General features: G+C 60.3%; 31 protein-coding genes. 11 read left to right on the top strand and 20 right to left on the bottom strand.

Going from position 1 to position 23,784, the window contains the following annotated elements; all coding sequences use genetic code 11:
- Positions 1-33: 33 nt before the first annotated feature.
- The 4 genes from L286_RS27445 to L286_RS27435 all read right to left on the bottom strand — a co-directional run bounded on the left by L286_RS27445 (position 34) and on the right by L286_RS27435 (position 2,384).
- Positions 34-1,470 (bottom strand): DUF4942 domain-containing protein, encoded by a 1,437-nt coding sequence (locus L286_RS27445; RefSeq protein ID WP_031293058.1) that lies wholly within the window; start codon positions 1,468-1,470, stop codon positions 34-36.
- Positions 1,471-1,487: 17 nt separating this feature from the next.
- Positions 1,488-1,748: a hypothetical protein gene (locus tag L286_RS27440; RefSeq protein WP_021223026.1), complete on the bottom strand. Its 261-nt coding sequence runs from the start codon at positions 1,746-1,748 to the stop codon at positions 1,488-1,490.
- Positions 1,749-1,865: 117 nt separating this feature from the next.
- Positions 1,866-2,012, bottom strand: a complete 147-nt coding sequence (locus L286_RS48855; RefSeq protein WP_021223025.1) for a hypothetical protein — start codon at positions 2,010-2,012, stop codon at positions 1,866-1,868.
- Positions 2,013-2,147: 135 nt separating this feature from the next.
- Positions 2,148-2,384 carry a hypothetical protein gene (locus L286_RS27435; RefSeq protein WP_008831822.1) on the bottom strand — a complete coding sequence of 79 codons (237 nt, stop codon included), beginning with the start codon at positions 2,382-2,384 and terminating at the stop codon, positions 2,148-2,150.
- A 537-nt stretch (positions 2,385-2,921) separates the two neighbouring features.
- Between L286_RS27435 and L286_RS27430 the strand changes: the two genes are divergently transcribed.
- Positions 2,922-3,140, top strand: a complete 219-nt coding sequence (locus tag L286_RS27430; protein ID WP_238559286.1) for a hypothetical protein — start codon at positions 2,922-2,924, stop codon at positions 3,138-3,140.
- A gap of 41 nt (positions 3,141-3,181) precedes the next feature.
- On the opposite strand, the gene L286_RS27425 is transcribed toward L286_RS27430, so the two are convergent.
- The 8 genes from L286_RS27425 to L286_RS27395 all read right to left on the bottom strand — a co-directional run bounded on the left by L286_RS27425 (position 3,182) and on the right by L286_RS27395 (position 7,779).
- Complete coding sequence (locus tag L286_RS27425; protein WP_031293056.1) at positions 3,182-3,715, bottom strand: hypothetical protein; 534 nt, start codon at positions 3,713-3,715, stop codon at positions 3,182-3,184.
- Positions 3,712-3,921 carry a hypothetical protein gene (locus L286_RS27420; protein ID WP_031293055.1) on the bottom strand — a complete coding sequence of 70 codons (210 nt, stop codon included), beginning with the start codon at positions 3,919-3,921 and terminating at the stop codon, positions 3,712-3,714. The genes L286_RS27425 and L286_RS27420 overlap by 4 nt, the downstream gene beginning before the upstream one ends.
- Before the next feature lie 12 nt (positions 3,922-3,933).
- The gene (locus L286_RS27415) at positions 3,934-4,200 is read right to left on the bottom strand and encodes a hypothetical protein (protein ID WP_021223021.1); all 267 of its coding nucleotides are present in this window, start codon (positions 4,198-4,200) and stop codon (positions 3,934-3,936) included.
- Positions 4,197-4,484, bottom strand: a complete 288-nt coding sequence (locus tag L286_RS27410; protein ID WP_031293052.1) for a hypothetical protein — start codon at positions 4,482-4,484, stop codon at positions 4,197-4,199. The genes L286_RS27415 and L286_RS27410 overlap by 4 nt, the downstream gene beginning before the upstream one ends.
- 11 nt (positions 4,485-4,495) lie before the next feature.
- Complete coding sequence (locus L286_RS27405; protein WP_021223019.1) at positions 4,496-4,885, bottom strand: DUF3768 domain-containing protein; 390 nt, start codon at positions 4,883-4,885, stop codon at positions 4,496-4,498.
- Positions 4,886-5,213: 328 nt separating this feature from the next.
- A complete protein-coding gene (locus L286_RS27400) occupies positions 5,214-6,494 on the bottom strand; it encodes a Fic/DOC family protein (RefSeq protein WP_021223018.1) in 1,281 nt (426 codons plus the stop codon).
- A gap of 3 nt (positions 6,495-6,497) precedes the next feature.
- Positions 6,498-6,758 carry a hypothetical protein gene (locus tag L286_RS0124160; protein ID WP_031293049.1) on the bottom strand — a complete coding sequence of 87 codons (261 nt, stop codon included), beginning with the start codon at positions 6,756-6,758 and terminating at the stop codon, positions 6,498-6,500.
- A gap of 148 nt (positions 6,759-6,906) precedes the next feature.
- Positions 6,907-7,779: an ArdC family protein gene (locus L286_RS27395; protein ID WP_021223016.1), complete on the bottom strand. Its 873-nt coding sequence runs from the start codon at positions 7,777-7,779 to the stop codon at positions 6,907-6,909.
- Positions 7,780-8,250: 471 nt separating this feature from the next.
- Between L286_RS27395 and L286_RS48850 the strand changes: the two genes are divergently transcribed.
- Positions 8,251-8,397 carry a hypothetical protein gene (locus L286_RS48850; RefSeq protein WP_021223015.1) on the top strand — a complete coding sequence of 49 codons (147 nt, stop codon included), beginning with the start codon at positions 8,251-8,253 and terminating at the stop codon, positions 8,395-8,397.
- Positions 8,398-8,477: 80 nt separating this feature from the next.
- Here the strand turns inward: L286_RS48850 and L286_RS27390 are convergent, their stop codons facing one another.
- From L286_RS27390 to L286_RS27365, 6 genes are all read right to left on the bottom strand, one after another.
- Complete coding sequence (locus L286_RS27390; RefSeq protein WP_021223014.1) at positions 8,478-10,253, bottom strand: ParB/RepB/Spo0J family partition protein; 1,776 nt, start codon at positions 10,251-10,253, stop codon at positions 8,478-8,480.
- A gap of 280 nt (positions 10,254-10,533) precedes the next feature.
- The gene (locus tag L286_RS27385) at positions 10,534-10,854 is read right to left on the bottom strand and encodes a hypothetical protein (RefSeq protein ID WP_021223013.1); all 321 of its coding nucleotides are present in this window, start codon (positions 10,852-10,854) and stop codon (positions 10,534-10,536) included.
- A gap of 116 nt (positions 10,855-10,970) precedes the next feature.
- The gene (locus L286_RS27380; RefSeq protein WP_021223012.1) at positions 10,971-11,561 is read right to left on the bottom strand and encodes a thermonuclease family protein; all 591 of its coding nucleotides are present in this window, start codon (positions 11,559-11,561) and stop codon (positions 10,971-10,973) included.
- Entirely contained in the window at positions 11,555-12,436 is an 882-nt protein-coding gene (locus tag L286_RS27375) for a DUF7146 domain-containing protein (RefSeq protein ID WP_021223011.1), read from the bottom strand. Before L286_RS27375 ends, L286_RS27380 begins: the two co-directional genes overlap by 7 nt.
- A gap of 111 nt (positions 12,437-12,547) precedes the next feature.
- Positions 12,548-13,330: a hypothetical protein gene (locus L286_RS27370; protein ID WP_021223010.1), complete on the bottom strand. Its 783-nt coding sequence runs from the start codon at positions 13,328-13,330 to the stop codon at positions 12,548-12,550.
- 298 nt (positions 13,331-13,628) lie between these two features.
- Entirely contained in the window at positions 13,629-13,844 is a 216-nt protein-coding gene (locus tag L286_RS27365; RefSeq protein WP_235862799.1) for a hypothetical protein, read from the bottom strand.
- A 192-nt stretch (positions 13,845-14,036) separates the two neighbouring features.
- Between L286_RS27365 and L286_RS0124150 the strand changes: the two genes are divergently transcribed.
- The 9 genes from L286_RS0124150 to L286_RS47660 are packed head-to-tail and all read left to right on the top strand — an operon-like array spanning position 14,037 to position 19,862.
- Positions 14,037-14,345, top strand: coding sequence for a hypothetical protein (locus L286_RS0124150; protein WP_004213195.1), 309 nt, complete (start codon positions 14,037-14,039; stop codon positions 14,343-14,345).
- A 59-nt stretch (positions 14,346-14,404) separates the two neighbouring features.
- Positions 14,405-14,728, top strand: a complete 324-nt coding sequence (locus L286_RS47665; protein WP_004213198.1) for a hypothetical protein — start codon at positions 14,405-14,407, stop codon at positions 14,726-14,728.
- A gap of 14 nt (positions 14,729-14,742) precedes the next feature.
- The gene (locus tag L286_RS27360; protein ID WP_021223008.1) at positions 14,743-15,417 is read left to right on the top strand and encodes a lytic transglycosylase domain-containing protein; all 675 of its coding nucleotides are present in this window, start codon (positions 14,743-14,745) and stop codon (positions 15,415-15,417) included.
- Positions 15,418-15,438: 21 nt separating this feature from the next.
- A complete protein-coding gene (locus L286_RS27355; RefSeq protein ID WP_004213202.1) occupies positions 15,439-15,780 on the top strand; it encodes a TrbC/VirB2 family protein in 342 nt (113 codons plus the stop codon).
- 6 nt (positions 15,781-15,786) lie between these two features.
- The gene (locus L286_RS27350) at positions 15,787-16,131 is read left to right on the top strand and encodes a type IV secretion system protein VirB3 (RefSeq protein ID WP_006949650.1); all 345 of its coding nucleotides are present in this window, start codon (positions 15,787-15,789) and stop codon (positions 16,129-16,131) included.
- A complete protein-coding gene (locus L286_RS27345; RefSeq protein ID WP_021223007.1) occupies positions 16,118-18,502 on the top strand; it encodes a VirB4 family type IV secretion/conjugal transfer ATPase in 2,385 nt (794 codons plus the stop codon). Before L286_RS27350 ends, L286_RS27345 begins: the two co-directional genes overlap by 14 nt.
- Positions 18,503-18,515: 13 nt before the next feature.
- Positions 18,516-19,229, top strand: coding sequence for a type IV secretion system protein (locus L286_RS27340; RefSeq protein WP_021223006.1), 714 nt, complete (start codon positions 18,516-18,518; stop codon positions 19,227-19,229).
- A gap of 2 nt (positions 19,230-19,231) precedes the next feature.
- Positions 19,232-19,537 carry a hypothetical protein gene (locus tag L286_RS27335; RefSeq protein ID WP_031293045.1) on the top strand — a complete coding sequence of 102 codons (306 nt, stop codon included), beginning with the start codon at positions 19,232-19,234 and terminating at the stop codon, positions 19,535-19,537.
- Positions 19,538-19,577: 40 nt separating this feature from the next.
- The gene (locus L286_RS47660; protein WP_238559285.1) at positions 19,578-19,862 is read left to right on the top strand and encodes a type IV secretion system protein; all 285 of its coding nucleotides are present in this window, start codon (positions 19,578-19,580) and stop codon (positions 19,860-19,862) included.
- A gap of 6 nt (positions 19,863-19,868) precedes the next feature.
- Here the strand turns inward: L286_RS47660 and L286_RS27330 are convergent, their stop codons facing one another.
- Both L286_RS27330 and L286_RS27325 read right to left on the bottom strand, forming a co-directional pair.
- Positions 19,869-20,735, bottom strand: a complete 867-nt coding sequence (locus L286_RS27330; RefSeq protein WP_006953933.1) for a recombinase family protein — start codon at positions 20,733-20,735, stop codon at positions 19,869-19,871.
- A gap of 142 nt (positions 20,736-20,877) precedes the next feature.
- Positions 20,878-23,760: a Tn3 family transposase gene (locus tag L286_RS27325; RefSeq protein WP_021222998.1), complete on the bottom strand. Its 2,883-nt coding sequence runs from the start codon at positions 23,758-23,760 to the stop codon at positions 20,878-20,880.
- Positions 23,761-23,784 lie beyond the last annotated feature (24 nt).

Raw genomic sequence — 23,784 nt, 5'->3', positions numbered from 1 at the left:
ACAGGCGGTGGCAGCTGCCACCGCCTGCACCGATCAGCCAGGCTTGCGGATCGCAAGCAAAACGGTGTTCACGTTGGTTCCGGCGTGGGCGAAAGAACCGGGGGGAAGGTCGATCCATTTACGACTGTGAAAATAGATCGCCTCGCAAGCAGCGATCATGCGGTGTAGCGCCTTGTGGCGCTGATCCTCGCCATACTCTGCCCGCGCGCTCATGATCGCCACCAGCACGCCTCCCGGCTTGAGAAAGGCGAGGGCATGACGCACATGGTCACAGTCGCGGCCTCGATCAAAAGGCGGGTTCATTATCACCGCGTCGAACGGTGCATAATGGGCCGGGTCCAGTGCGAGAAAATCGCCCTCGATCGCATCGGCAAAGCCATGGATTACGCGTAGTTCATGGGCGAAGCCGGGTTGCAGCTCCACGCAAGTTACATCGGCACCAGCGGTGCGCGCGGCCGAAGCAAGCGCGGCCTTGCCCGCGCTAGGCTCTAGAACGCGCTGGCCTATGCTGATCCTCGCATGTTCGATGACCTGGGCGGCGATCTCTGGAGAAGTCATGAACGCGCCGAAGTTTTTGGCGGGCGTGACATGATAGGCCGGGGCCGCTTCTGCCTCGGTCGTCTCATAGCCGTCACCGATAGCCTCGCCGTAATATTCTGCGAGCAACAGATTCACGCTCTGCAAAAGGTCGTCACGCTCGAACCATATGTGCAGATTGCCGTTCTTGAAGACGCGAACGCGGAAATAGTCGCCCTCGATCACCGTTGGCAGCGATCCGCGCACTCGCGCGGCATCGGCAACCTGTGAGGCGATGCTCTGGCCCTCTGAAACAGGGGGCTTTTCGTCCAGTTCCAGAAAGACGCGCTCCACGTCCCGCAACGTGTCGCGGCGCTCGTATCGGTCCCATGATCCCCATTCGTTCAAGGCGCGGTCGATGATGAGACGCGCGCCGATCTTGAAACCGTTGTGCGAGCGAAAGCGGCGATCCAGCTTGGCGAAGACGTTGGCAATGCCGCGTAAATAGAGGTCGCGCCGGTTGGTCCAGATATTCCCGAAAGTTGCGGCGCAGTTGTCGGGCGTGAACGGCACGGGAGCATCGCGCAAGCCGTCATGAAACTCCTTTCGGGCCTGCTGGTCTAGCAGCTGGTCAAAACCCAGCTGCTCCATGAGGGCCGCCCAGCACCGGCGGTCCATCGTGTGCGTCAAGACGCGCTCGAAATTGGCGCGTGCGTCGATGGTCTGGCGCGCTCCCGTCTCCTTGTCGCGCTGGTCGATAGGCTGCGACTGGATGAAAGCGCGGGTCAACGTGTCCTCGGTCCAATCGCGGCCACATGAAAGCGACAGTGCGCCGCCAAGGGTCAGGCGCGCCGCCTCGTCGCGGGTTGCATGGTAGGTGTCATAGAGGCCCAGCCAAAGGGCTATGGCCTTGTCTCGGCCGTCGCAAATATCCGCAATCTGCGCGGTCGTCATAAGCTCCTGGCCCATGCTCACGCCCCCCCGACAATAAGAGCACCAAAGCCGAAGCCCTCGGCGGCGTCCTCGATGGTGGTCACAAGGCCGTCAAAATCTTCATCCGGCCCGAGTAGGTCGGCAATCTCGATGACGGCGGGAAGGTCAGCGCCATGATTTCCGGCAAGGTCTTTGATGTAGCCGAAGCGGTCGAAATTGCCCTCTTCCTCATAGCGAGCGAGCGGGATGGTGCGGGCGGCGTTGATCCGAAGAATCGTTGCCAGCGGAATGTCGGTCATGTGCTGTTTTCCCTGCCTAGAATGGAGCCGAAGGCGATGACGGGTCATCGACTTCTGCCCAGCGGCGAGCAGGGCCGGGGAATGCCGCAAATCAGGGCCGATCAGGGGGGAGGGGGATCACCCGTCCTGCACGGAGCGTAGCGAAGGAAGGGCGGGGAAACCCGCCTGATCGCCAAGCGAGGCCGCATAGCGGCCGAGACGGTCCAGCCCTTGCGGCAGGGGGCAGGAACAGGCCCCAAAGTCGAACAGCGGACGCGGCGGCATTGCCGCCTCAATCTAGGGAAAAGCGCCCGCCAGGTCATAGCGTAGCGGCGACCTGGCGGGCGCTGCGGCATGTCGCCGGCGACATGCCCAACGGATAGCGCCGGAAGCATCCGAGCAATCGGATCCTCCGTCATTTTAATTGCCCGAGCGGTTGCGCGATACGTCCGCATAAGGCTTGCGGCGGCACTGGCTGCACCGAAGCCGCGCTATCAGCTCGTAAATGCGGGTATCGAAAGAAATGCGGCGCGAGCGGGCGAAGTCGCCCAGCGGGGCGACGACGCGGCGACCGCAAGCGCACTGGATGCGCAGATAACAGCCTTGCCGATACCAGATAGGATCAATGGGCTTGGGGCGGTTGTAGTTCGCAGCCATTGGGCGCTTATGCGCCAAACGGAACAGGAGGGGAACGCGCCGCGCGCACGCCGGTTATTGGATTGGCAAGGGAAAAGGGCTATATAGGCAATGCTTCGTGTGCTGATTCATTTCACGCACCTACCTGAACCCGCCGTGCTGTCACACGGCGGGTTCAAACATTTAGGGCGGGCGGCCCTGTCAGACCACCCGCCCCGCTGGATCAGCCCTTATCGGACTTCCCCAGCTTCACAATTGCGATCACGAGCGCAACGGCTGCGATCGTCAATTGAGCTGCTTCATATGCTGTCAAATCACATCACCTCCTTTGAGCGAGAGGATTTGCGAAGGGCCGCTGTCACAGTCCCTCGCCCTCGCTCGATGAGGGCTATACAACGGATTGGCGGCAACGCGCGCGAAACGCTCTTCATATTTTTATAAAGCCGTGGGATGATCGCCAGCGACCGTTGATGAAAAGGGGAAGCTATGGGCCTCGTATCGCAGGTTAGCGCCGATGACCGGGAAAGCGCATGGCGAATAGTCCGTCATCGCGAAATCATGGAACGACTGATTCCGCTTTGGGCCGTGCTTGGCGTCGCGCTGGTGCTGATGGGCGTGGACCTGGGCGGGCGTCTGCTGTGGACCCTGCCGATGATCGGATATGTCTTTGGGGTGATGGCGGTCGATTTCGGCCCTGATTACCGCGCCGCGAATTATTGGGTGCCGGTCCTGGGAAGCCAAGCGGCGGCGCTGCTGCCTCTCATCGCCAGATTCTAGATCTCTTTGGAGCGGTGGCAGCTGCCACCGCTCCACGCGCGTCAAGCTCTGCCCTCGAAGCGGGCGATCAGCTGCTCCGCTACGGAAGTAATTTCGGCGGGATCGGCGGTTTGAGTGCAATCGCCGCCTACAACAGCGCCGAGCGTGCCGACGTCCAGTTGGACAACGTGGACACGCCACACGTCGCGCCGGATTTCGTATTGATCGGGAAGCGGCCTTTGCATGATTTTATGAAACACTAGGTCAACCCATTGGCGTGCCTCCGGATCGGAAGACGCATCGGCGTAGTCGGCGCGGCTCGCCATGACGCTGTATCGGTCCCCTAGCATGAATTGACGTTCGCGCGCGCGCCGATCCTTCTCGATCCGCGTCACGCGATCTTTTTCCGCCCGCTTCATGGCCTGCTTCATCCGAACATCGTCGGCGCTGCGCGTCAGCGCCGCCATGATGTTCGGGACGCGCGCGGGCATGTAATGCCCCGCGCGCTCGGCCGCCTCGATGACAAATTGCAAATCGCTGATCTCTGTGGGGGAAAGGGTGACGCGAACGGCGCTCGCCGTGTTGCTGATCTTCATGGCTGCGGCTCCGGCTCTTCCTGCGCCTTGTAGGCGGCAAGGCCAATCCACGATCCGTTATCGCCGCGAAACTGGCGCACAACATCGCCACCGTCCCAATGGCCGGTGAAGATGCCGCGCCGGTTGATCCCGCCGACGGGGCGCGTGCGCGCCGCCAGAAGGCGGGCGCGGCGCGTGTCTCGATCTAGGTGGCGCATGGGTTGCATGGTCAATCCTTCCTATTCGCTGGCGGTGTCGAGTTGCGTGCCGATCTCGTCGGCGTCGAAGTCTTCAAGGGCTGAAATCGCGCTTTCCAGTTCGGAAATTGCGGCGTCCATCGCCTGCGCGCGTTCGCTGTCCTCAAGGCTGGGGGGCAGATTCTCGCGGGCGGCCTGCTCGTCATCCTTGATGGTTTCGAGCATGTCGCGCGCCTCATCCAATAGGGCTTTGCCCTTGTCGATCAGCTCGCGGGCGGCGGCGATCTGCTTGCGGCGTTCGCGGTTCATGCCTCTGCCCTCACGTCGCCGCTGTCGATCTGAAAGCCTGCGCGGGCCAGCTCGTCACAAAGGGCGAGCTGCCGATCCTCGCGGGTGCCGCTGGTGGCGATGTAACTGCACCGGCCATCGTGGAAGGCGAAGCCTGCGCGTTTCAGGCATCCGCGAAACCGCTGGTGGGTGCGGTCGCTCCAATCCAGTGTGCCCGCATAGTTGCGGAAGGCGGCTACAGCGCAGACGGAACCGTAATTCTCATCACGCCAGCTAAGCTCGATCACCGGGGGCGATTTGGTCATGGTGGCCTCCCTCAATATTCGCTGGTCAGGAGAATGGTGAGCACGCGGGTTGTGGCATCGGGATTCCACGGTTCGGCGCTGCCAAATTCAAGATCGCGGTCGTAATAGTCGAACTTCCACATGACCGAGAGGGCAGGGCGCGTGCTGTCGTCGGTCCAGCGAGTATGCCATTGGCCGATCACGTCGCGATAAAGGAAACCGGCGTCATGCTCGCCGTGAGGATCGTTATCGGGTGTGAAATCCTCAAAGCCCTCGATCATCTTGAGAATGTCGGTCTGCGTGTTCTCGTCCAGCGCCGCGATGCCTTGCGTAATCACGGTGCGACAAGTCACGCCCATCGTTCGCCGCGCAATGTCGTTCAGCGCCGCAACGGTGGCGATCTGGTCAGTCGTCGCTTCCATTTTCCTCACTCCTTTAGGCGAAGCCGCTGCCTGCGGCCTGCGGCTCTGACCCGCTGGCGAAGCGCGGGATGGGGAGGGGGAAGCAAAATCGATGGGAGTGGTGCGGGCGGCACGACTAGGGAGGCCCCGGCGCGCGCGAGCGCGCCGGAACTGGCCGAACTTGTCGGGCAACCCGGTCCTGTCGATTATGCTTCGGGAACGAAAGGGCGGGTGCCCTTGGCGTTCCCCCCGGTGTCAGCTGCCACCACTGACGGAGCGCGGCCCTGGGCCGCTCGATCCTATGTGGCAGCTGACAGACTACTAAGCGCGCGGCCCTGGCCGCTCATTTTCAGCGCTCGCGGTCCTTTGCTTTCTCGGCGGTCGGCGTCGGTGATTTGCCTTCCCGCAATGTTGCGGCGACATGGGCCTTTGCGCTTTCGACGATCTGCGCCAGCTGTTCCTTCGATGCGCCGCGCTCGGTAGCTGTGGCGACGCGCTTATCAATGGCGAGCTGGAATTGCGCGAACCTGGCATCGGCCCGGTTCTGCTCAGGCGAGTTTTTCTCGAATTGCGCAGCAAGGCGTAGATCAACCTGGCTGACGCCGGGAGGCATGACTTGCAGACGTAGCGCGCGATCGGCGGCCTGAATGTCGCGGTCGGTCATTTTCGAAAGGAAATCTGCGGCGCCCGCGCTGATGGCGCGGACTCTTTGCAGCGGGTCCATGCCCTCGGACCAATTGACTTCGATCTGATGATAGCGGCGTTGCTCAATCAGCTGAAGGTGGTGCATCGGCCCTTTGGGGTCTCGGAAAAAGGCAAGCTCCTGCGCTGAACGCGCGGCCAGCTGGCGCATGTCAGCGGACGTTTCCGCGATCCGGTTAAGCTGCTCATGCTGCCGCGATGCAACGGTTTGCGCAGTAGGTAGGTAACGGCTGATTTGATCCTTGGCCTGCTCAATACTCATTGCGCGTCGTTCGCCAACTGGCATGAGAGATTCCATCGAGGGCGGAAACGCGATGCCCGCTGGCCCACGCGCTGGCTCGACGCGGTTCTGTTCGAGCGGCATTGCATCACGGATGACTTTGGCGAGGGAGGCGTGATTTCCGGTATGGAAGCTGTCGCGGCTCGCCTCCATCCAGTCCTTCGGCCCCATTGCCTGGATCGAGACGAATTTTTCGGCCGCAAGGGAATGTAGCTGCAAGTGCAGCCGCATGGTGCGGCCATTGCCCTCACGGAACGGATGAACGGCATTTAATTCAGAAATATGCCGCCCCATGGTATCGGCAAAGCCATCACGATCCATCGACTTGAGGGTGTGGAGGTCGGGCAGTTGCTTAAATTCGTGCTCCATGCTGCGGGCAATGAAGTGCGCTCGGGCAAAAGTGCTGCCGGGTTTGCTTATGTCCACAGTCCGAAAGCGCCCCGCCCAATCATATACGTCCTGAAACAGATGATTGTGCAGTTCGCGATACTCGCGCGCGTTCGTCGCCGGCGCGGCGCGCTGCACGACCAGCTCGCCATGTCGGACAACCGAGAAGAAAGCTTCTCGCTCCTTGAGGATATTATCGTCGCGGATTCCCAGCTTGTTCCGAAGAACGTCGCTGTTACGCCAGGTGTAAGGGTCGCTCACCTGTCATGCAGCGAGTTTCTGGCGGGACAGAACATCACGGTTGTAGTCCTGCGCCAGACCAATCGCCATATCGACGGGAATTTGGGTTTCGACCAACAGCAAACAAAAAGAGTGGTCATCCGAAACCAATTCAAGTCCTTCAATCTTGCAATTTGCGATTGCCTCGCAATAAGCTGCCATCACGGCAGGAATGTCTTCCTGCCGACGAGGCTCATACCCCATCGCCTTGATGCGATTCCTGTAGGTGTCGATGATATTTTCCATTTTGCACCTAAAAACGACCTGCTCCCAGCCATAGTTAACATGTCGGGATTTGTATATAAACCACATTGAGTAGCCCCCATATTTCACCTTCCCAAAGCGGGACGCCGCGCTTGCGCGGCGTCTCGTGCATTTTGCAGGGCGGGGCATTTCAATCCGCTTGGTCGGTCATCATCGCTAACAGGTAGTCGGCGGCGTTCTGTGCCTCACGGGCGGCCTCGAAAATCGCGCGCTTGTCATTGCGGAGCGCGGTCAACCAGTGCTCGATATACGCAGCATGATCTTCGCGTTCCTCGACCTTGAAACCGACAATCGCACCGATGAAGGATGCGCCCAGCTCGGCCACGAGTTCGTCCCTCGCGTAGTCGGCGCGGCTCGTTGAAATCAGGGTTTTCCGGTTGAGGCGGCTTTCATGCCCTGCATGATGCACGGCCTCGTGCGCAAGCGTGGCATAGTAGTCGTCGGCGGAATGGAACGCTTCAAAAGCGGGCATTTGGATATAATCGTCGCGGGTGTGGTAATAGGCTTGCGATCCGCCAATGCGAACGGTTGCGTCGATGCGAGAGAACATCCCTTCAAGCTCAACGTCGCGGGTTTCGGGGTTGGTGATGATCGGGGCGGGCGCGGGATATTTGCCGTCCAGTCCCTCAACCTGATCGGCATTGAAAACCGTGTATCGCTTCAAGAACGGAATGGCGCGCTCGTCGTCCGTCTCGGAGTCCTTCACGACAAGCTTGTTGGCATAGACAACGGTGGTCCCCTTGCTGCCCTTCCTGACATTGCCACCAAGCTCCAATGCCTGTTTGAAGGTCAGCCAATAGGGCGAGGCGAAGCCCTGACGCATGGCGCTGGCCCAAAGGCTGAGGACATTGATCCCACGATAGGCAACCCCATTGTGCCGGAGCGGAATGGTTGGCCCACCGCTCCACGGCTTCACCCAAGGCTTTGTCCCCGCTTCCAGCATCGCAAGAATGTCGTCGGTGACAGCCTGATAAATGTCGATCCGGTTCGTTTCCTTGGCCATTTTCCTCACTCCTTTAGGCGAAGCCGCTGCCTGCGGCCTGCGGCTCTGACCCGCTGGCGAAGCGCGGGATGGGGAGGGGGAAGCAAAATCGATGGGAGTGGTGCGGGCGGCACGACTAGGGAGGCCCCGGCGCGCGCGAGCGCGCCGGAACTGGCCGAACTTGTCGGGCAACCCGGTCCTGTCGATTATGCTTCGGGAACGAAAGGGCGGGTGCCCTTGGTGTTCCCCCGGTGGCAGCTGCCACCACTGACGGGGCGCGGCCCTGGGCCGCTCGATCCTATGTGGCAGCTGACAGACGATTAAGCGCGCGGCCCTGGCCGCTCATTATGGCGGCGGGTTGCATGATTTTGTGTGGAATCTAAACCAGTTGCCAGATGAAACAACAGGTGGATCAGAAATCCTATCCTTCTGATCTATTTTCTGATCTGCACGGCGCTATTCCCATTTGCCAAGATGGTTTGGGACACGGCAATGGATACGATGCGCGGCAACACGATATTCGTCATGCCAGCGCTGATCCTGATCGTGCTCAAGCTGTTCATCAACATGATGCTGTGGTGCTTTGCGCTGTTCGTCGCACCCATCGGAATTTTCTTCCTCAACAGGCGCATTCGCTAATCGCAAAGGCGGGGCGGTGGCAGCTGCCACCGCCCCGAAGTTTGCGGGGAGCGCGGGAGTGAAGCGCGCTCCCCGTGCCGTCATGCCGCTTGGCTTTCGCTATCAGCGGCATCGGGCAAGGCAGAGGGTCGAAGGGCGGGGGGCAGGATGCGCCGCCCCGCAAGGCGCTCGTTGACCGTCACGGCAAGGTCAGAGCGCTTCATGGTCTGGCAATTCTCTACAGCGTCGTTGCCGCAACCTTCGGCCAGCAGCTTCAAGAGCGTGGCCTTGCTAAGCTGGTCGTAGAATACCTGATTAGGTTCCCACTTGTCGGCCATGTCGATCTGCGCGGCTCCGACGATCTGCGCCAGCTGGCGGTCGCGGTCGCTGTGGAACGAAAGGCTCGTGATCTGCGAGGCAACGCAGTAGGCCAGCAGCCGCAATTTCGCTTCGCTATCCATCTGGCGCATGTCGTCCAGCGTGGGTGTTTCGGCCAAGCGGTCAAGATCGGCCCTCGCGATCTCGTCAATGTCGGCAATCGTGGAATGACCCATGACCGCATCGTCAACATGGAAACGGTTCTTCTCGGCGGTTATTTCGGCGGCTTGTTGCCACGAATAAGCGTTGCCGCGAACCTGCCCCAAGAGGCCCGTCAAGAGCACGTCCAGCGCCAGTTCCGGGTCGCTGGCAAGGGCTTCCCGAACCGCCATCGTGCGGATGCCGCCCAGCTGATCCATGACCTTCTGCGAGTAGTCGGGACGGGGAGGCTTGGGGCCATCGGCAGCGCTGCTCTTGGCGTTGCGGGTGAACGCGACCTGTTCGATACCGTCATGGCCGATGAAGACGATAAGGGAGTGCTCGGCCTTCTGCTCGGCAGTGAAAACGCGGCAAGCCGATACGATGGCGTCTTGCTTGCGGGTCAGGGCGCGCAACTCGTCGTCATAGTCGTGCTCGTCCTCGTCCACCTCGCTTTCCCGCTTGGCGATTGCCGCCTCGATCTCGACCAGCTGCTCGGTTTCTTCCTCGGTCGGGTCGCGCTCGCCTGCGGGTTCCAGATGGCCGCGCATCCAGTAGGAATCGGGCCGGTAGAGCTGCCCTTCTGCATCGCGCCAGCCATCTTCGCGCGCCGCCTTGGCGATGGCGTCGAGCCGATCTTGCACAAGGTCCATGACAAGGCCCGCATCATCACAATAGCGACGTTCTCCGAAAAGATCGGTGGTGAAGGTGCCGCCTGCGGCGCAATAGGCTTCCTCGCCCACAATGCGGAAATGCTTGTCGGTATCAGCAACCTTCTCCTGGGTGAGCATGGCGCGGATTTGGTGGGCGTTGTCGCCGGCGCGCTTGAAAACCTCAAGCTGGCGGTCCTGATCGTCGGTCAGCGCGAAAGCCTGCGCCGCGCCCATGCCGATTTCGTCTTTCTGGAAGGCTTTGAGAATGGTCGGGTGCAGCGCCGCCAGCTTCAACACGCGGCGGACATAGGCGGGGGACACGCCGAACGATGCTGCAACATCGTCAACGTCCTTGCCGCTGTCGATGATCGCCCGATAGGCTGCGATGGCATCGGCGGGGTGCATGTCCTCGCGCTGCGCGTTCTCGGCAAGCGAGATTTCCAGCGCCTCGTCCTTGCTGCGGATTTCAACGGGAACCTCGAAAGTGCCGGGGATGGCCTTTGCCTTCTGCAACAGCTTCAAGGCCCGGTAGCGCCGCCCTCCGGCGCAAATCCTGATTTTGCCGTCTTCGTCATAGCCGATCAGGTTTTGCAGCACGCCCCGCGCCTGAATGTCGGCGGCGAGGGCTTCGATTTCCTTGGGCTTCACCTTCCGCACGTTGAGGTCGGAAAGCGCCAGCTTGTTCAGTTGGATGGTCTGGATGGTCATTTTTCACTCCTTTAGGCGAAGCCGCTGCCTGCGGCCTGCGGCTCTGACCCGCTGGCGAAGCGCGGGATGGGGAGGGGGAAGCAAAATCGATGGGAGTGGTGCGGGCGGCACGACTAGGGAGGCCCCGGCGCGCGCGAGCGCGCCGGAACTGGCCGAACTTGTCGGGCAACCCGGTCCTGTCGATTATGCTTCGGGAACGAAAGGGCGGGTGCCCTTGGTGTTCCCCCGGTGGCAGCTGCCACCACTGACGGGGTGCGGCCCTGGGCCGCTCATTTAGCGGCTAGAGAATGGCGAGCGCGAGAACCGCAACGATAGAACCGCACAAGGCGGACAAGAGCATCAGGCGCATCCTCGTGGCATTGATCGTGATCGCAGCGCCGGCACAGGCCCATAGCAGGGCAATTGTGGGTCCAGCGCGGTAAATCAGGAAGCCGATATCGCTGTTCGGCAGGAACTGCGGATAATCGACGATCAGGCGTGCGACGATCCCGCCGCCTGCGAGAATGAGCGCGGCGATCAGCCATGCCGCGATAGCCTCGACGCGCGGCGATACACCGTGCCTGGGCGCGGCCTGCATCGTCGTTCGCGTCGCATCATTCATGCTGATCTTCCCTTATAGCCCTGACCGTCACCCGAATGGGCGGAGACGGCTTTGCTGGCTCCGTGGAGCCGCGCGGCGCAGCCGTGTGGTGGAATAGGGCAGGTTCCCGGCTCCGATCATTTGCACTTGTTCGGCAGCTGGCCCCTCTCGATCGCCAGATTCCTCATCGCCTCGTAATCGACACCCCAAAGGCCCCGGCGCTCATCGGCTGCGTCTTTCATGAAACGGGCATAGGCCAGCCCTGAATGTTGCCTGTAATCAACGGCATATCCATGGCGCACCATCGTTGCCGAAACAGATGCCCCATTCGACCGAAACCGGCACGAAAGGTTAGACCGGCCCCAGCTTGTCCGCCGCGTGTTGCATATCGGTTCGATCGTCAGCTTTTCGTCCTGAAAATCGCTCGTGCAATCCATGCCGCCATTTTGCTTCACCAGCTCTTCCAGATAGAGGCCCGCTGCGATCTTGGGCACATTTCCCTTACCGTCCTCATCCGGCGCATCAATTCCCGACAATCGCACCCGCTTTTTATCGAGCGTTTCGAGCGTATCGCCGTCGATAATGCGCGGGTTCTCGACGTGGATCGAAACCGGCTCGCTATTCCTCGCCTGCATCTGATTGAACAGCGCGCCGAAAGCGAAAACAGAGAGAATGGGCAACGCGATTTGCTGATTTCGCGGCCATTTTTTGAAACCTCGGATCAGCACCTGGCTCTCTCCTGAAGAATGTCGTTCCAGTCCATCGGCGCCGGGGCTGGCGGGAGGATGATTTTCAGTTCGCGGTCGTTTGCAGTCAGGTGGTCGCGCGCGTCTTCTATGGCCTGTGCGGCTTCCTGTCCGTGTTGCGAGTAGATGACGATTTTGCGGATGCGTTCGGGGATCGCGATCAGGCCATAGCGGCGAATGCCGCCAGCGCCCCACACCTTGAATTTCCCGTCACTAAGCTGGGTGACGGAAACGGCTTCCTCGAAGCCTTCCGCGAGGCGCAGCACATCGCCGGTTGGCTGGCCGCCGATCCGCATGGCGGCGTGTCGGACCAGGCCGAGCGTCAATTTCGCCTCGCGCAGCGCCGCATGGTAGCGTTTCTCGCCGGTTGCCGGATCGAGCAAGATCCGCTGCACGGCGATTATGCCTTCGTCGGCCTCGAACGGCACGAGAAGGGCAGGATGCTCTTCGCGGGCGTCGGGCGGACCAACGATGCAGCGCGGAGCGAAGCGGACCTTGAGGCCGGTCGGGTCGATCGCGCGCGAACGCAGATAGCGTTCAGCCGCGGTGCCTGCGATCGGCACGGCGGAATCCCATAGTTGCAGCGCGAGCTTCCGGCGCGAAGGTTCGGGCGCGCGCTCGACCGCTTCGCCGCTGGTGTGGCGATTGATTTTGCGGCTGTTGAGCGCGGACCAGACGGCTTCCTGACTGCAACCGGCCCAACATTTGAACAGGACCGCCTTCTTGCCGGGGGTGACTTGGAGCGACGGGTTGCGGTCGTTGTGGGCTGGGCAGCAAACCATCCCATATGAGCCGCGCCAGTGGCCGCCCATATCCGCTACGATCTGACGTGCGCGTGCTTCGACGTCCATCTGCATCGAACTTCTTTCGTCAACGGTATCCCGACATTGGGATTTATACACATTTCACGGAGGCGGGCAAACGGTCGGGATATATGCCAATATCGCGCATGGCCCGACTAGGGCCATTCAATATAAATATCTCCGCCGGTTATCTTCACTTGCGGATGACTCGCGTTCTTTCGCCTCAATCGCTTCGCCCAAGCTGGCGAGAATGTCCCTCAGCTCGCGCTTGTCCCGCTCTTCGCGGGTAAGCTCCCATAGGGGCAGCTGATCCCTCATGCGCTCCATGTCGCGCGCCGCCTCGATCTGGCGATACTGTTCGCAAGCGGGGGCTGGATCGGCCGCGATGCCGCGACGGCGGCGAGCAGCGAAGATTTTCGAGAGGAAGGCAGGGAAGAGGAAGCGATAGGCGTTCGTGGCCTGCTTGATGCGCGGGCCAGCGCCTTGCGCTTCGTGGTCTGGAACCGGCTCGTAGCGCCTGAACCAGTCAATAATGCGCGCGTCTTTGAGGCGCGAAAGCGCCTGAACGACGCAATTCTTGCTCAGGCCCGTTCCATCCATGATGGTGTGAAGGCTGGGGAACAGCGCGCCGGTGCTATAGTCGATGACGCGGGCCAGGAACTCAATGATCTGGATGCCGGCCTGTCCGATCGCGCCGTTGCGAATGCGCGGTGTGGTCGTTCGCCGCTGCGCGAGCGTTTGCCGCTCGTAGAGCTTTGCGGCTTCGATCATCTCGCGCATCTGGCGCGCATTACGGATCGGCGTGTAAGCCTTGGCACGCTTCTCATGGCCTACGGCGATGCTGCCAGCCCAGACTTTAACGCGCGGTTTTTCGGCACGCGCAAGCAAGGCGCGGTCGATCGTGGCCAGGCCGGTGCTACGCAGCACGGCGCCTATGGAAGTGGTCATGCGGACCTCCCTTCGTCGGTCCCGCGAGGCCAAGCGCCATCGCTCCCGAAAGCACGCTTTCAGGATTGACTTTCGCCGCAGCGCCACCGATAAAGGGGTTAAGCAATCGCCCACTTCGGTGGCACAAACAGCCCTCGCTCAGCCAAGCGAGGGTTTTTTGTTGCCTGTTGCAGGCGGGGAGCCACCCCGAATGCAACAGATGAATCGCCGACTCCAAGGCGGAATCAGCGGGTCATAACTGGCTCAAGTTTCAAGGATTGGCAAGAATAAGCGTGTGCACACGCTTATGGTGCGATCTTTAGACCGCTTTGCGGTAATGACGGAGATAGTCGGGATACTCGATCCCGCGCGTCTTCAAGAGATTGATCGTCGCCTCTTCAACCAGAGCCGCAACAGAGGTTTGCTCGCGCTCTGCCAATCCCTTGATCTCAGCTGCTAGCTCAGGTTTTACCCAAGCCGCAAGGTTGCGCGTGTTCGCACGGCTTGGCCGCCGCTTCGGCAGCGGGACCGGCAACAACGGGTCTTCCTGTCTTTTCGGGCGCGCCATAGGTCTAAAACACAAGAGGTTGGTGTGGTGCCGGAATAAGCGTGTTGACACGCTTAATGGCTGTAATGTCGTTGCGCGGCAAGAGATGACAAGCCGGGTTGCCCTCGCCTTCAAAGCGAGGATAGACATATCATAATCGGTAAAAGGGAATAAATCACGATGCCGCACAGCGACGATTGGCAGTATGATCCGATCCTTGAGCGCGAACTAACCACCCGCCGCCCCGCTGGCGGAATGATCCAAGCAGTCGAGATTGCGCAGCTGCCGTCGAGTGAATGGATCATCAACGTCAAAGTATCGTGGCGTGGCGATAAGTGGCTGAATGTCTGCCTATTCGAGCAACCGACGCTTAAAACCTACAAACGACTGTCAAGCGCTGTGCGGCATGTCGTGCTCGATTACGGATATGAGGATGACCATATCCGATTAGTCCCAGACAAACAATGCAGCAACAAATTGGCGTTTTAGGCTTCCCTTTCCCCTCCATCGTGATATGTGCATAAATCTCGATGACGAGGGAGAAAGCGATGAAAGCTTTTAATTTCGCGCTCGCGACGGCCCTGGTGGGGGCTGCGGTGCAATCGACCCCTGCTGTAGCATCGGATAATACCTGGGCATGTGAGGTTGTGCTGTGCATCTCCAATCCGGGTGGTCCGACGCAATATCCAGCCTGTGTTCCACCGATAACGAAACTGTGGCGCGTGCTGGCTCTCGGCGGCAGCTTCCCGACATGCACGGGCGGAGGCATCGCCAAGACCAAATACAAGAAGCCGGATGATGGGAGGCCTGGGCGCTTGACGGTCACTTGGACTGACGGGCGGCAACAGACCTACTATCAGCCGCGCAACTGACCGGGAACGGGAGCGTGTTCCTCGAAACCGGAGCCGTTCTGTCGCTGGCGGCGCAATGCGCCCCAGCAGTAGCACCGCATACGATCGCCGCGATCGTGGATGCGGAATCTTCGAACTATGTTTTTGCGATCAACGTCAACGGCGTGGCCAGTCAGCCGCGCCGTCCGCGTAATGAGGCTGAGGCCATCGCAACCGCGCGCTCCTATGTCGCGCGCGGCTACAGCGTGGATCTCGGCCTCGGCCAAATCAATTCACGCAACATGGGCTGGCTCGGCCTGACGTGGGACACTGTTTTCAAGCAGTGCGCCAATATCGAAGCGGCAGGCCGTGTGCTCCTGTCCAATTTCCGTTCGGCCAAGACGGGTCGCACCCCGCAAGAGGCCCTTCGGGTCGCACTCAGCATGTATAACACAGGCTCTCAATCGAGAGGTTTCCGCAACGGCTATGTCGCCCGCGTGGAGAATGCAGGCCGCCGCGTTAGCGGTCGGCCTGCGACCGCAATCCCGACTGTCATCGTGGGCGATCAGCCCGCCAGCGCCGCCATGAGCGACACTGGCGCCGGTCGTGTGCCGGTGGAGCTGGCGGAAATCGCAGCGGAGAACATGGAGGCGGCTCCACCGCCTGCACCGCCTGCACCGCCTGCGTGGGATGTTTTCGGCCGCGCCCAACACGCGCGGATTGGTTCGTAAGGCGAAGATAGGAGTTGTCGAATGTTTCGTATCTGGAAGATCAAGGCTGAATCCCGGCTCGATGCGCTGCTCGCGCGTCTCAAGCCCTCGCCGCTCATGGCGCGCGCGCTGCCCCTGTCGCTGCTGGCAAGCCTGCTCGTAGCGGAGCCGGCTTTTGCGCAGGCAAACTTTGAAGGCCTGGCCGACAACATTCTCGGCCTGCTGAGCAACGGTTTGCTCCGCACGCTGGCGATCATCGCGATCATCGTCGTCGGCCTTCTGTGGTTCCTCGGCCGCGCTTCGGTGCAGATGCTCGTCACGGTCGTAGTTGGCGTGGTGATCGTGTTCTCCGCGCCGTGGATCGTCGACACGATTACGGGGTGATCGGGGATGGACGGTCAGGAAGAAATGACAAAAGACCCGCTGTTCTTGGCCGTCACCCGCCCCGCTTTGTGGGCGGGTGTTCCCATTGAAGCGGGCGCGCTCATCATCATGGCGGGCGCAATCACGTTGGTTGGTTCGGGCAATCCTCTCTACGGCGGCGCGGCCGCCGTCGCGCTTTATGCGATGGCGCGGCTTATCGTTCGGCATGACGTGAACGCGTTCCGGCTGATCTTCCTGTGGGGCCGGACCAAAGCGGCGAACCGGAACCGCGTCTTTTGGGGTGGGTCAAGCTACACGCCGCTGCCGCTCTACGGAATCAAGCGAAAGGGATTTGGTCGTGGTGTTCGGTAAGAGCGCGCTCGCGGAGAAGGTGCCTTTTGACAAGGCCAGGCGGGAGGAAATGCCCGAGAAATTCTTGCCGTATTCGCGGCATGTCAATGAGCATGTGGTCGCCCTCGATAATGGCGATCTGATGCTCATGCTCGAACTGGATGGGCGGCCCTTCGAGACTTCGGACGTGCGCGATCTGAACGATTGGCACACGCGCCTCAACGGGGTCTGGCGCAATATCCATGACGAGCGGCTTTCGATCTGGACGCACATGCTGCGGATGCGCGTGCGCGACTATCCAGGCGGCACGTTCCGCTCCCATTTCGCCGCGAAGCTCGATCAAAAATATTATGAGCGGATGACGGCCGAACGCATGTTCCGCAACCGCTTCTTCATGACGGTCGTGATCCGCCCAACAGCAAACGCGACCGACAAGCTGATGGATTTCCTGCGCAAGAAGCAGGAGGACAAGAACGCCAATATCGCGGAAGCCCTAGAGCTGCTGGAAGACAAGGTGCGCGATCTGGAAAAGCTGCTGCTGCGCGTTCGTCCGCGCCGTGTCGGCATCTATGAGCACCGCGGCCTCCTGTTCTCCGAACCGCTGGAAATCTTAAACCAGGTGATGACAGGGCGCTATCGGCGCTGCCCTCTGGTCCGTGGCCGTCTCGGTTCGGCGCTCTATGCGAGCCGCGCGATCATCGGCGCTGAGACATTTGAGGTCCGCGACGCCGATCATTCGATGTTCGGCGGCATTTTCGGCATTCGCGAGTATCCGTCATCGACAACGCCGCGCCAGTTTGAATCGTTGCTGTCGGTCGATTTCAGCCTCGCCATAACGCAGTCGTTCACGTTCCTGTCGCGCACGGCGGCAACAGAACGGTTCCGGCTTCGCCAGACCCAAATGGCGAACGCCGGTGACAAGGCGATCAGTCAGATGGATGAGCTGATCGACGCGGCCGATGATTTGCAATCGAACCGCTTTGTGCTGGGGGACCATCATTTCACGCTGACGGTGTTCGCGGAAGATTTGAAAAAGCTGCGCGATAACATGTCGATCGCGCGCGCTGCGCTGGCCGATACGGGCATGGTCGCCGCCCGCGAAAGCGCGGCGCTGGAAGCTGCCTATTGGTCGCAGCTGGTCGGCAATTTCGCGTGGAGGGCGCGCCCCGCGCCGATCACATCATATAATTTCTCGGCGTTCTCGCCCTTCCATACGTTCCCGGCAGGGCACGAGGACGGCAATCATTGGGGGCCTGCGGTCGCCTTGCTCAAGACAAGCGCTCGCAGCCCCTATTACTTCAATTTCCATTCGGCGGACCTAGGCCATTCGATGGTCATTGGTCCATCGGGCGGCGGCAAGACGGTGCTGGTCAACTTCCTGATGGCGCAACTCGAAAAGTTCAACGCGCGCCATATCTTCATCGACAAGGATCAGGGCGCGGAAATCTTTGTTCGCGCCAGCGGCGGCACCTATCTCGCGTTGCGCAACGGGGAGCCTACGGGCTTCGCTCCGCTCAAGGCGCTCGACAATACGGCTTCCCATCGCGCGTTCCTCGGTCGCTTCATCCGCCAGCTGGTGAAGCAAGAGGGTGCGCCGATCACGGTGCAGGAATCGCACCTGATCGACGATGGCATTGAAGCCGTGATGAAGCTGCCACGCGAGCAACGCTCGCTGTCGGCGCTGCGGACCATGCTCGGCATGTCGGACTCGGGCGGCGTCGGCGCGCGCCTGGTCAAGTGGACCTCCGAGGGGAACCTTGGCTGGGTCTTCGATAATGAGGAAGATTCCATGTCGCTCGAAGCTCGTTTCGTGGGCTTCGATATGACCGACTTCCTCGAAAACGCGGAAATCCGCACGCCGGTCATGCTCTACCTGTTCGAGCGGATAGACGCGCTCCTGACAGGCGAGCGCATGGTGATTGCGATTGACGAATTTTGGAAGGCGCTGGCCGATCCGGCGTTCACGGCATTCGCGCAGGATGGCCTCAAGACATACCGCAAGCGGAACGCGTTCCTCGTCTTTGCAACGCAGTCGCCGGCAGACGCGCTGCGGTCCACGATCAGCCATTCGATCTTGGAGCAGGTCGCAACGAAAATCTTCCTGCCCAATCCGTTCGGCCAGCGCCGGGATTACATCGAAGGCTTCTCGCTGTCGGAGGCCGAATTTAAGCTGGTGCGCGAAGAGCTGTCGCCGGAAAGCCGCAAATTCCTCGTGAAGCAGGGCCATGACTCCGTTGTCGTTGGCCTGGATCTCATTGGCATGGACGATGAACTGGCCGTGCTGTCGGGACGCGCTGAAACAACGGGCGTGGCCCGCGAAGTTATTGCCGAACTGGGCAATGATCCGAAGCTCTGGTTGCCGGAATTTCACCGGCGCCGGCGCCCAAGCTGAAAGGAGTGAGACTATGAAGCAGCTTTTCTTGGCGGCTGTGTCGATCGGGAGCCTTGCGGCCGCGACGCCGGCCAGTGCGCAGGGTATCCCTGTGTTCGATAGCACGTCCGTGCTCAAGCACATCGAACAAATCCAGAAGACCATGCAGATGATCGAGCAAGGTCGCCAGCAGATTGCGGAAGCGCAGCAGCTCTACCAAGGGCTGAACCAGCTGACCGATGTTTCCTCGATCGCCAACCAGCTCAAGACGGATTCGCTTCGCACGCTCGGCGTCGATGTGAACTCCCTCGAACGCATGGCGCGCGGCGATTTCAGCGGCGGCGGCGGCTACGGCGGCCGTTCCGATGCGATCTATCAGGACATGCTCGAACGTCTCGGCGTGTCCGCGAATGGCGATCAGACTGATGTTCGCTATCAGTCCGCGCGCTCTATCGCAATGGACAAGGCCATGGCCGAAGGGATGGGCGAAGCGGCCACATCGCGCGGCGAAGGCCTGGAAGAGCTGCGCAGTCGCCTAGCGTCGGCATCAACGGCCAAGGAAGTTGCTGACCTTCAAGCGCGCATCCAGCTCGAAAGTGCGTCGATGATGAACGACCAGCTCCGCGTCGATGCCATGGAGCGGGCGCGTCGGGCCGAACAAGCGGCCAAAACGGCGGAAGCATTGTCCAGCTATTCCCGCGATCGTGAAGAGCAACTGGCCCGCGCACGAGCAGCGGCGGGAATGTAAGAATGCGAAAGATGGCCTTAGTAGCATTGAGCGCAGCCGGCATAATCGCCGGCTGCCAACGCGCGCCCGCTTTTCCCGAAATCCTCATGACCTATCACGACGTGGAATGGCTCAAAGCCAATGAAGATCAAATTCCGGTGATCGTATCGGAGTGCGACAAGATCATGAACAGCGAACTCAAACAATCCGATCTTCCCATTCCCGTTGCCAAGAATTGCGGAGGCATCAAGTCTGCCATCGCGTCCATCAAATATTCCCGTGATCGAGAAGATCAGATGGCTCGCGCTCGCAAAGCGGCGGGAATGTGACAGCTCGAAGCTCGATTGAATAATAACGCGGAGCGATCTGGTGGAATACGATCTATTCACAAATGCCTATCAGGGCTTCGTCAACGAACTCAACTCGTCTGTAGTTTCAAACTACGCTGGGTTTGTTGGCTGGATCGCTGGGCCGCTCCGCACGGGAATGGTGATTTATATCATACTGCTCGGCTACGCCATCATGCGCGGTGCTGTGCAATACCCATTCCGCGAATACGTCTATCGGTCCCTCATGCTCGCTGCACTCTATTGGGCCCAGTCGGCCCGAAGCTGCGATTTTGGCCAGGTTGAAGAACGAACACTGAACGCTTGATTGATTCTACCAGGACCGTTGCTGACCACCGACCTCGTAGATATCGGCTTCCATGGAGCAATTGTAGCTCTCTGCGATGTTGAACATCTCGGAGAGGAGGCTTTGGATTTCCTCATCAAGGGAAATGCCATCCGGATCGGGGTCATAGGCGACGGTCAGTTTGTAATCACAATTGCCGTTTTTTACCATGGCGTAGTCGCGTTCCAGCATCGCCTCAATCCGCTCCCGAGCGGGTTTTCTACCTCTTCCACGCTTGTTGAAGTTCTCGATAATCAGATGCAGGGCGATGCTGGCAGTGGGCGGCTTTTCCGGCAGTTTGGTCTGTGACGGAATAATGTCGAGCGCCCGATAGACGGTCATTCGTGAGACCTTCAGGTCGCGGGCAACGCGGGCCTTGCTGGCGCCGGCGGCAAGGCGACGGCGGATTTCATCGTCATCGACGTTCTTCTTCCGGCCTTTGTAAACGCCTTCGGCGCGCGCCGCTTCGATCCCGGCGCGCTGACGATCCTTGATGAACTTCAGCTCCATATCGGCGACCATGCCGAGTATGGTGATGACCATTCGCCCCATGTCGCCCGCCGTCGTCACCTCTGGCTCAAGGATGCGCAGCGAAGCTCCCTTTTCATCAAGCTCATGCACCAGGTTCAGGACATCGCGCGTGGAGCGGCCGAGCCGGTCGAGCCGCAGCACGACCAGCTCGTCGCCGGTGTGCATAAACTGCATGATCGTTTCCAGTTCCGTGCGCCCGCTCCGCGAGGCCCCCGATCCGGTCTCGGAACGGATAATTTCGCAACCTGCATTCTTGAGGCGGCCAATCTGGATATCCAGATCCTGGTCCGTGGTGCTGACGCGGGCATATCCGATACGAGCCAAGTGCAAAATCCGTCACATTAGGGTGGCTCTTGCAGTGTATCGTCACATTGAGCGCAAACCCACCCTTTTGTGACAGACGAATGGTGTCACTCGGCCCTATCACTCTGGGGTGTACCCAAATGTTATAGGCCGATCAGCCGCCTCACGCTGCAAGCCGTCCAAAATCAATCCGGTCGTTCAGGTCGAGGTCGAAGCGGCCATAAGGGTTCACATGACTGTAGATCAACGGCGTGAGACCACGATAATCTTCCGGCGTCATCCGCCCCGCCCACTTCGGCTCAACCAGTACGGTCTGAAGCATGCGGGTGTTCACATACACCAGCGACGCTTGCAGGAGGTGTAGCGCCAGAACGGAGATTTCCTGCTCATGGATGCGGTTGGTGGCGATCTCGCCGCCCTTGCCGAAGAACACGAAACCATTAGCGCCGTTCCAGTTCTCAACCACATTCAGCCCTTCGTGGATCTCGCGGCGGAATGCCTCCTGACGCAAATACCGGCATAGGAAGATTGTTTTGACCGCGCGGCCGAGTTCACTCAGCGCCTTGTAGGTCGGGTGCATCACTTCGGCTCTGGCAAACCGGAGCAGGATCGCTTCCGGATCGGCGGTGCGCGATTGCATGGCAGCGGCATATTTGACCATTTCGTCATATTGTTGCTCGATCTCGTCCCAGTCGATCGGGCTGGAGAGGATCGGCAGTAAATTGGAAAGCCGCGTGCGCATGCCGGCTTGGGGAAGGGCCAGTTTCTGGCGTGCCACTGCTTTCAGCCGCGGGGCAAGCTCAAATCCAAGGAGTCGGCAGAACGCAAAGCCGACTGCGCTCTGGCCGTGGCTATCGACGTACTGGCGCTGGATTTCCATGTCGGTGCAATGGCGTAGCACGCCTTCGATCATGGAGGCGACCTCCGAGGAAGAGCACCGCTTGAGCTGGGAATAAACGCAGGTCGCGCGCTTCTCCACATGCCAGTAGATCATGACGCCACGGCCGCCATAGCGGGCGTGCCATTCCGTCATCAGGTTGCGGTCCCACGCGCCGAACTTCGTTGAATCGGACGCGCATGCCGTGCCCGCATCTCCCCATACTGCGGCATTGCGGATTGCCAGTGTCGCGTTTGCTACCCGCGCGCACGCCTCCCTCAGCGCTGGCGCGTGGATGAAACGGCGATGGACATGCAGCAATTCCTCGTAACTGACATCGGGTGTTGCGCCAGCGACCCGCTTGAGCCCGGCGTTCGTGCCCAAGCCATAGAGACACAGCAAAAGACGCTGAGCCAAGGCTGCTTTCGACAGGGTAACCCGCGAGGCCGACGTTTCGAAAGCATCCATCAATCCCGTGTCCAGAGCAGCCTCTTTCAACACGTCCAGCAGTCCGGTCATCGGCCAGCGCTGACCGATCTCGCTTTTGATCGAAGCGAGACCCTTCGGTTCGGGCAAGGGCTTGAACGGTGTAATCGATATCCGGTTGTCGCCGCGCCACAGGAGCCGGACCTTGTCGTTTTGTGGAATATTGGCATTGAGGAGCAACAGTTCCCGTTCAAGCTCCTCCCGGATCGAGGCGCAAAACGCCTGCGCATCTGGCGTCAGGCTGAGGCCGGAATAGTACGCATCTCGCCTGATCTCGAAGTCCTTGGGAAGATCGTCATCGGGATTGCGATAGCGATCCGCCCCGACCACCCAGATTTCTTTGGAGCGGATGCGGTCGCGCAGTTGCGTCAGGACGCAAAGCTCATAGCTGATCCGGTTTACCCGCCCATCGTCATCAATGACGGAACTGCGCCATCGCGCTGGAATCACCTCATCGATCGGAACATCCTGCAATGGCACGAAGCGGCATCCGCCATCCACCTTGCTCCTGATCCAGTCGAGGGCCGCCAGGACCGGCCGCCACACCGCGTTGTTCGACCGGAACTCAAGTACGGAAAGCAGGCTTGGCAGCATGCGCCGGTAATGATTGGCCCAGGAACCACGCATCACCTTGTAGATGCGCCGGTCCAGAGCGCCCTTCGCATGGCTCTCCTTGACGATCGCCGCCAGCTTGGCCTTACCGGCGATCGGGAAAATGACATCGCAGATGCGCCCCGATGGTTCATTGATCGAGGCGCTGGCGATCTCGACCAGCAGGCGCTCCTTTCCATAGACCCGCTCGATGTCTTTCGCGATATCGCCCACCACCTTGCGTTTCGAGCGCGTTCCGATCTTGTGAACGGTTTCGATCAGCAGGTCGATCATCGCGTCAGTGAGTTGCGCCTCCCGCGACATTAGATAAATCGCATAAAGGCCGAGCTGTCGCGCCGGCGCATGCCGGCGCATCTCCGAGGCCTTTTCACCGGCAACGCGGCGAACAATCTGATCGACCCATGGCTTGCCCGTAGCCGTCAGGAGATCATGGGGAAGATCAAGTCTCTGGATAAAGGCGAGTTTCTCGGTCACGTCGAGAATGTTGTCGAGCGTTGCCTGTCCGGCGTCACCCTTCATCCTGTTGAATCCGGTCGAGCTGTCCGGATCGGCAAGCGAGGCTTCCAATAACGCCACCGCATCTGACGAAAGCCGATCACTGGCTCCGATCAGCCAGGTGTCCAGATAATCTTGCCGTTGTGAGCGAACGACACGTTCAAGCTCCTTGCGCGACGGCCCATAAATACGCCGGTCCCGGCACCACAGGAAAACATGCTCAAGCATGGCATTGATCGACTGGCCGCCCGGGCACAGCTCGCCAGCAATCCATTCCGTCAATTGCGCGCGATCCACCCGCTTCATGCGGTGATATCCAAGATGGATCAGGATCTCCGCACAATGCCGTCGTGCTGTCCGACTGGAAAAGTCATAACCGGCTATCTCGCCAGCCTCGACACCGAGTTGCTCGGCCAGATACGAGAGGCCATCGGTAGGGATTGAGCCGGGATCGATCGCGAAAAACCCCAGGGAAGCGAAGAATTTCAGCTGCGCGGCGAGGCCAAGGCGCGTCAGGGCCGGCTTCGAATTTACAAAATCAATATCGGCAAAGCTCAGGCTCCATCGTCCGATCAAATCCCCGCCCGGAATACTCCGATC

Source organism: Sphingobium sp. HDIP04 (genome assembly GCF_000445085.1).
In the GTDB taxonomy this organism is placed as follows: domain Bacteria; phylum Pseudomonadota; class Alphaproteobacteria; order Sphingomonadales; family Sphingomonadaceae; genus Sphingobium; species Sphingobium indicum.
This window is presented reverse-complemented; position numbering and strand designations above follow the sequence as displayed.

What these genes read in the sequence shown, in the direction of transcription:
- L286_RS27445 (WP_031293058.1), bottom strand. Translation starts at nt 1,470, where the DNA reads ATGACGACCGCGCAGATTGCGGATATTTGCGACGGCCGAGACAAGGCC.
- L286_RS27440 (WP_021223026.1), bottom strand. Translation starts at nt 1,748, where the DNA reads ATGACCGACATTCCGCTGGCAACGATTCTTCGGATCAACGCCGCCCGC.
- L286_RS48855 (WP_021223025.1), bottom strand. Translation starts at nt 2,012, where the DNA reads ATGCCGCCGCGTCCGCTGTTCGACTTTGGGGCCTGTTCCTGCCCCCTG.
- L286_RS27435 (WP_008831822.1), bottom strand. Translation starts at nt 2,384, where the DNA reads ATGGCTGCGAACTACAACCGCCCCAAGCCCATTGATCCTATCTGGTAT.
- L286_RS27430 (WP_238559286.1), top strand. Translation starts at nt 2,922, where the DNA reads ATGGAACGACTGATTCCGCTTTGGGCCGTGCTTGGCGTCGCGCTGGTG.
- L286_RS27425 (WP_031293056.1), bottom strand. Translation starts at nt 3,715, where the DNA reads ATGAAGATCAGCAACACGGCGAGCGCCGTTCGCGTCACCCTTTCCCCC.
- L286_RS27420 (WP_031293055.1), bottom strand. Translation starts at nt 3,921, where the DNA reads ATGCAACCCATGCGCCACCTAGATCGAGACACGCGCCGCGCCCGCCTT.
- L286_RS27415 (WP_021223021.1), bottom strand. Translation starts at nt 4,200, where the DNA reads ATGAACCGCGAACGCCGCAAGCAGATCGCCGCCGCCCGCGAGCTGATC.
- L286_RS27410 (WP_031293052.1), bottom strand. Translation starts at nt 4,484, where the DNA reads ATGACCAAATCGCCCCCGGTGATCGAGCTTAGCTGGCGTGATGAGAAT.
- L286_RS27405 (WP_021223019.1), bottom strand. Translation starts at nt 4,885, where the DNA reads ATGGAAGCGACGACTGACCAGATCGCCACCGTTGCGGCGCTGAACGAC.
- L286_RS0124160 (WP_031293049.1), bottom strand. Translation starts at nt 6,758, where the DNA reads ATGGAAAATATCATCGACACCTACAGGAATCGCATCAAGGCGATGGGG.
- L286_RS27395 (WP_021223016.1), bottom strand. Translation starts at nt 7,779, where the DNA reads ATGGCCAAGGAAACGAACCGGATCGACATTTATCAGGCTGTCACCGAC.
- L286_RS48850 (WP_021223015.1), top strand. Translation starts at nt 8,251, where the DNA reads ATGGATACGATGCGCGGCAACACGATATTCGTCATGCCAGCGCTGATC.
- L286_RS27390 (WP_021223014.1), bottom strand. Translation starts at nt 10,253, where the DNA reads ATGACCATCCAGACCATCCAACTGAACAAGCTGGCGCTTTCCGACCTC.
- L286_RS27385 (WP_021223013.1), bottom strand. Translation starts at nt 10,854, where the DNA reads ATGAATGATGCGACGCGAACGACGATGCAGGCCGCGCCCAGGCACGGT.
- L286_RS27375 (WP_021223011.1), bottom strand. Translation starts at nt 12,436, where the DNA reads ATGCAGATGGACGTCGAAGCACGCGCACGTCAGATCGTAGCGGATATG.
- L286_RS27370 (WP_021223010.1), bottom strand. Translation starts at nt 13,330, where the DNA reads ATGACCACTTCCATAGGCGCCGTGCTGCGTAGCACCGGCCTGGCCACG.
- L286_RS0124150 (WP_004213195.1), top strand. Translation starts at nt 14,037, where the DNA reads ATGCCGCACAGCGACGATTGGCAGTATGATCCGATCCTTGAGCGCGAA.
- L286_RS47665 (WP_004213198.1), top strand. Translation starts at nt 14,405, where the DNA reads ATGAAAGCTTTTAATTTCGCGCTCGCGACGGCCCTGGTGGGGGCTGCG.
- L286_RS27355 (WP_004213202.1), top strand. Translation starts at nt 15,439, where the DNA reads ATGTTTCGTATCTGGAAGATCAAGGCTGAATCCCGGCTCGATGCGCTG.
- L286_RS27350 (WP_006949650.1), top strand. Translation starts at nt 15,787, where the DNA reads ATGGACGGTCAGGAAGAAATGACAAAAGACCCGCTGTTCTTGGCCGTC.
- L286_RS27340 (WP_021223006.1), top strand. Translation starts at nt 18,516, where the DNA reads ATGAAGCAGCTTTTCTTGGCGGCTGTGTCGATCGGGAGCCTTGCGGCC.
- L286_RS27335 (WP_031293045.1), top strand. Translation starts at nt 19,232, where the DNA reads ATGCGAAAGATGGCCTTAGTAGCATTGAGCGCAGCCGGCATAATCGCC.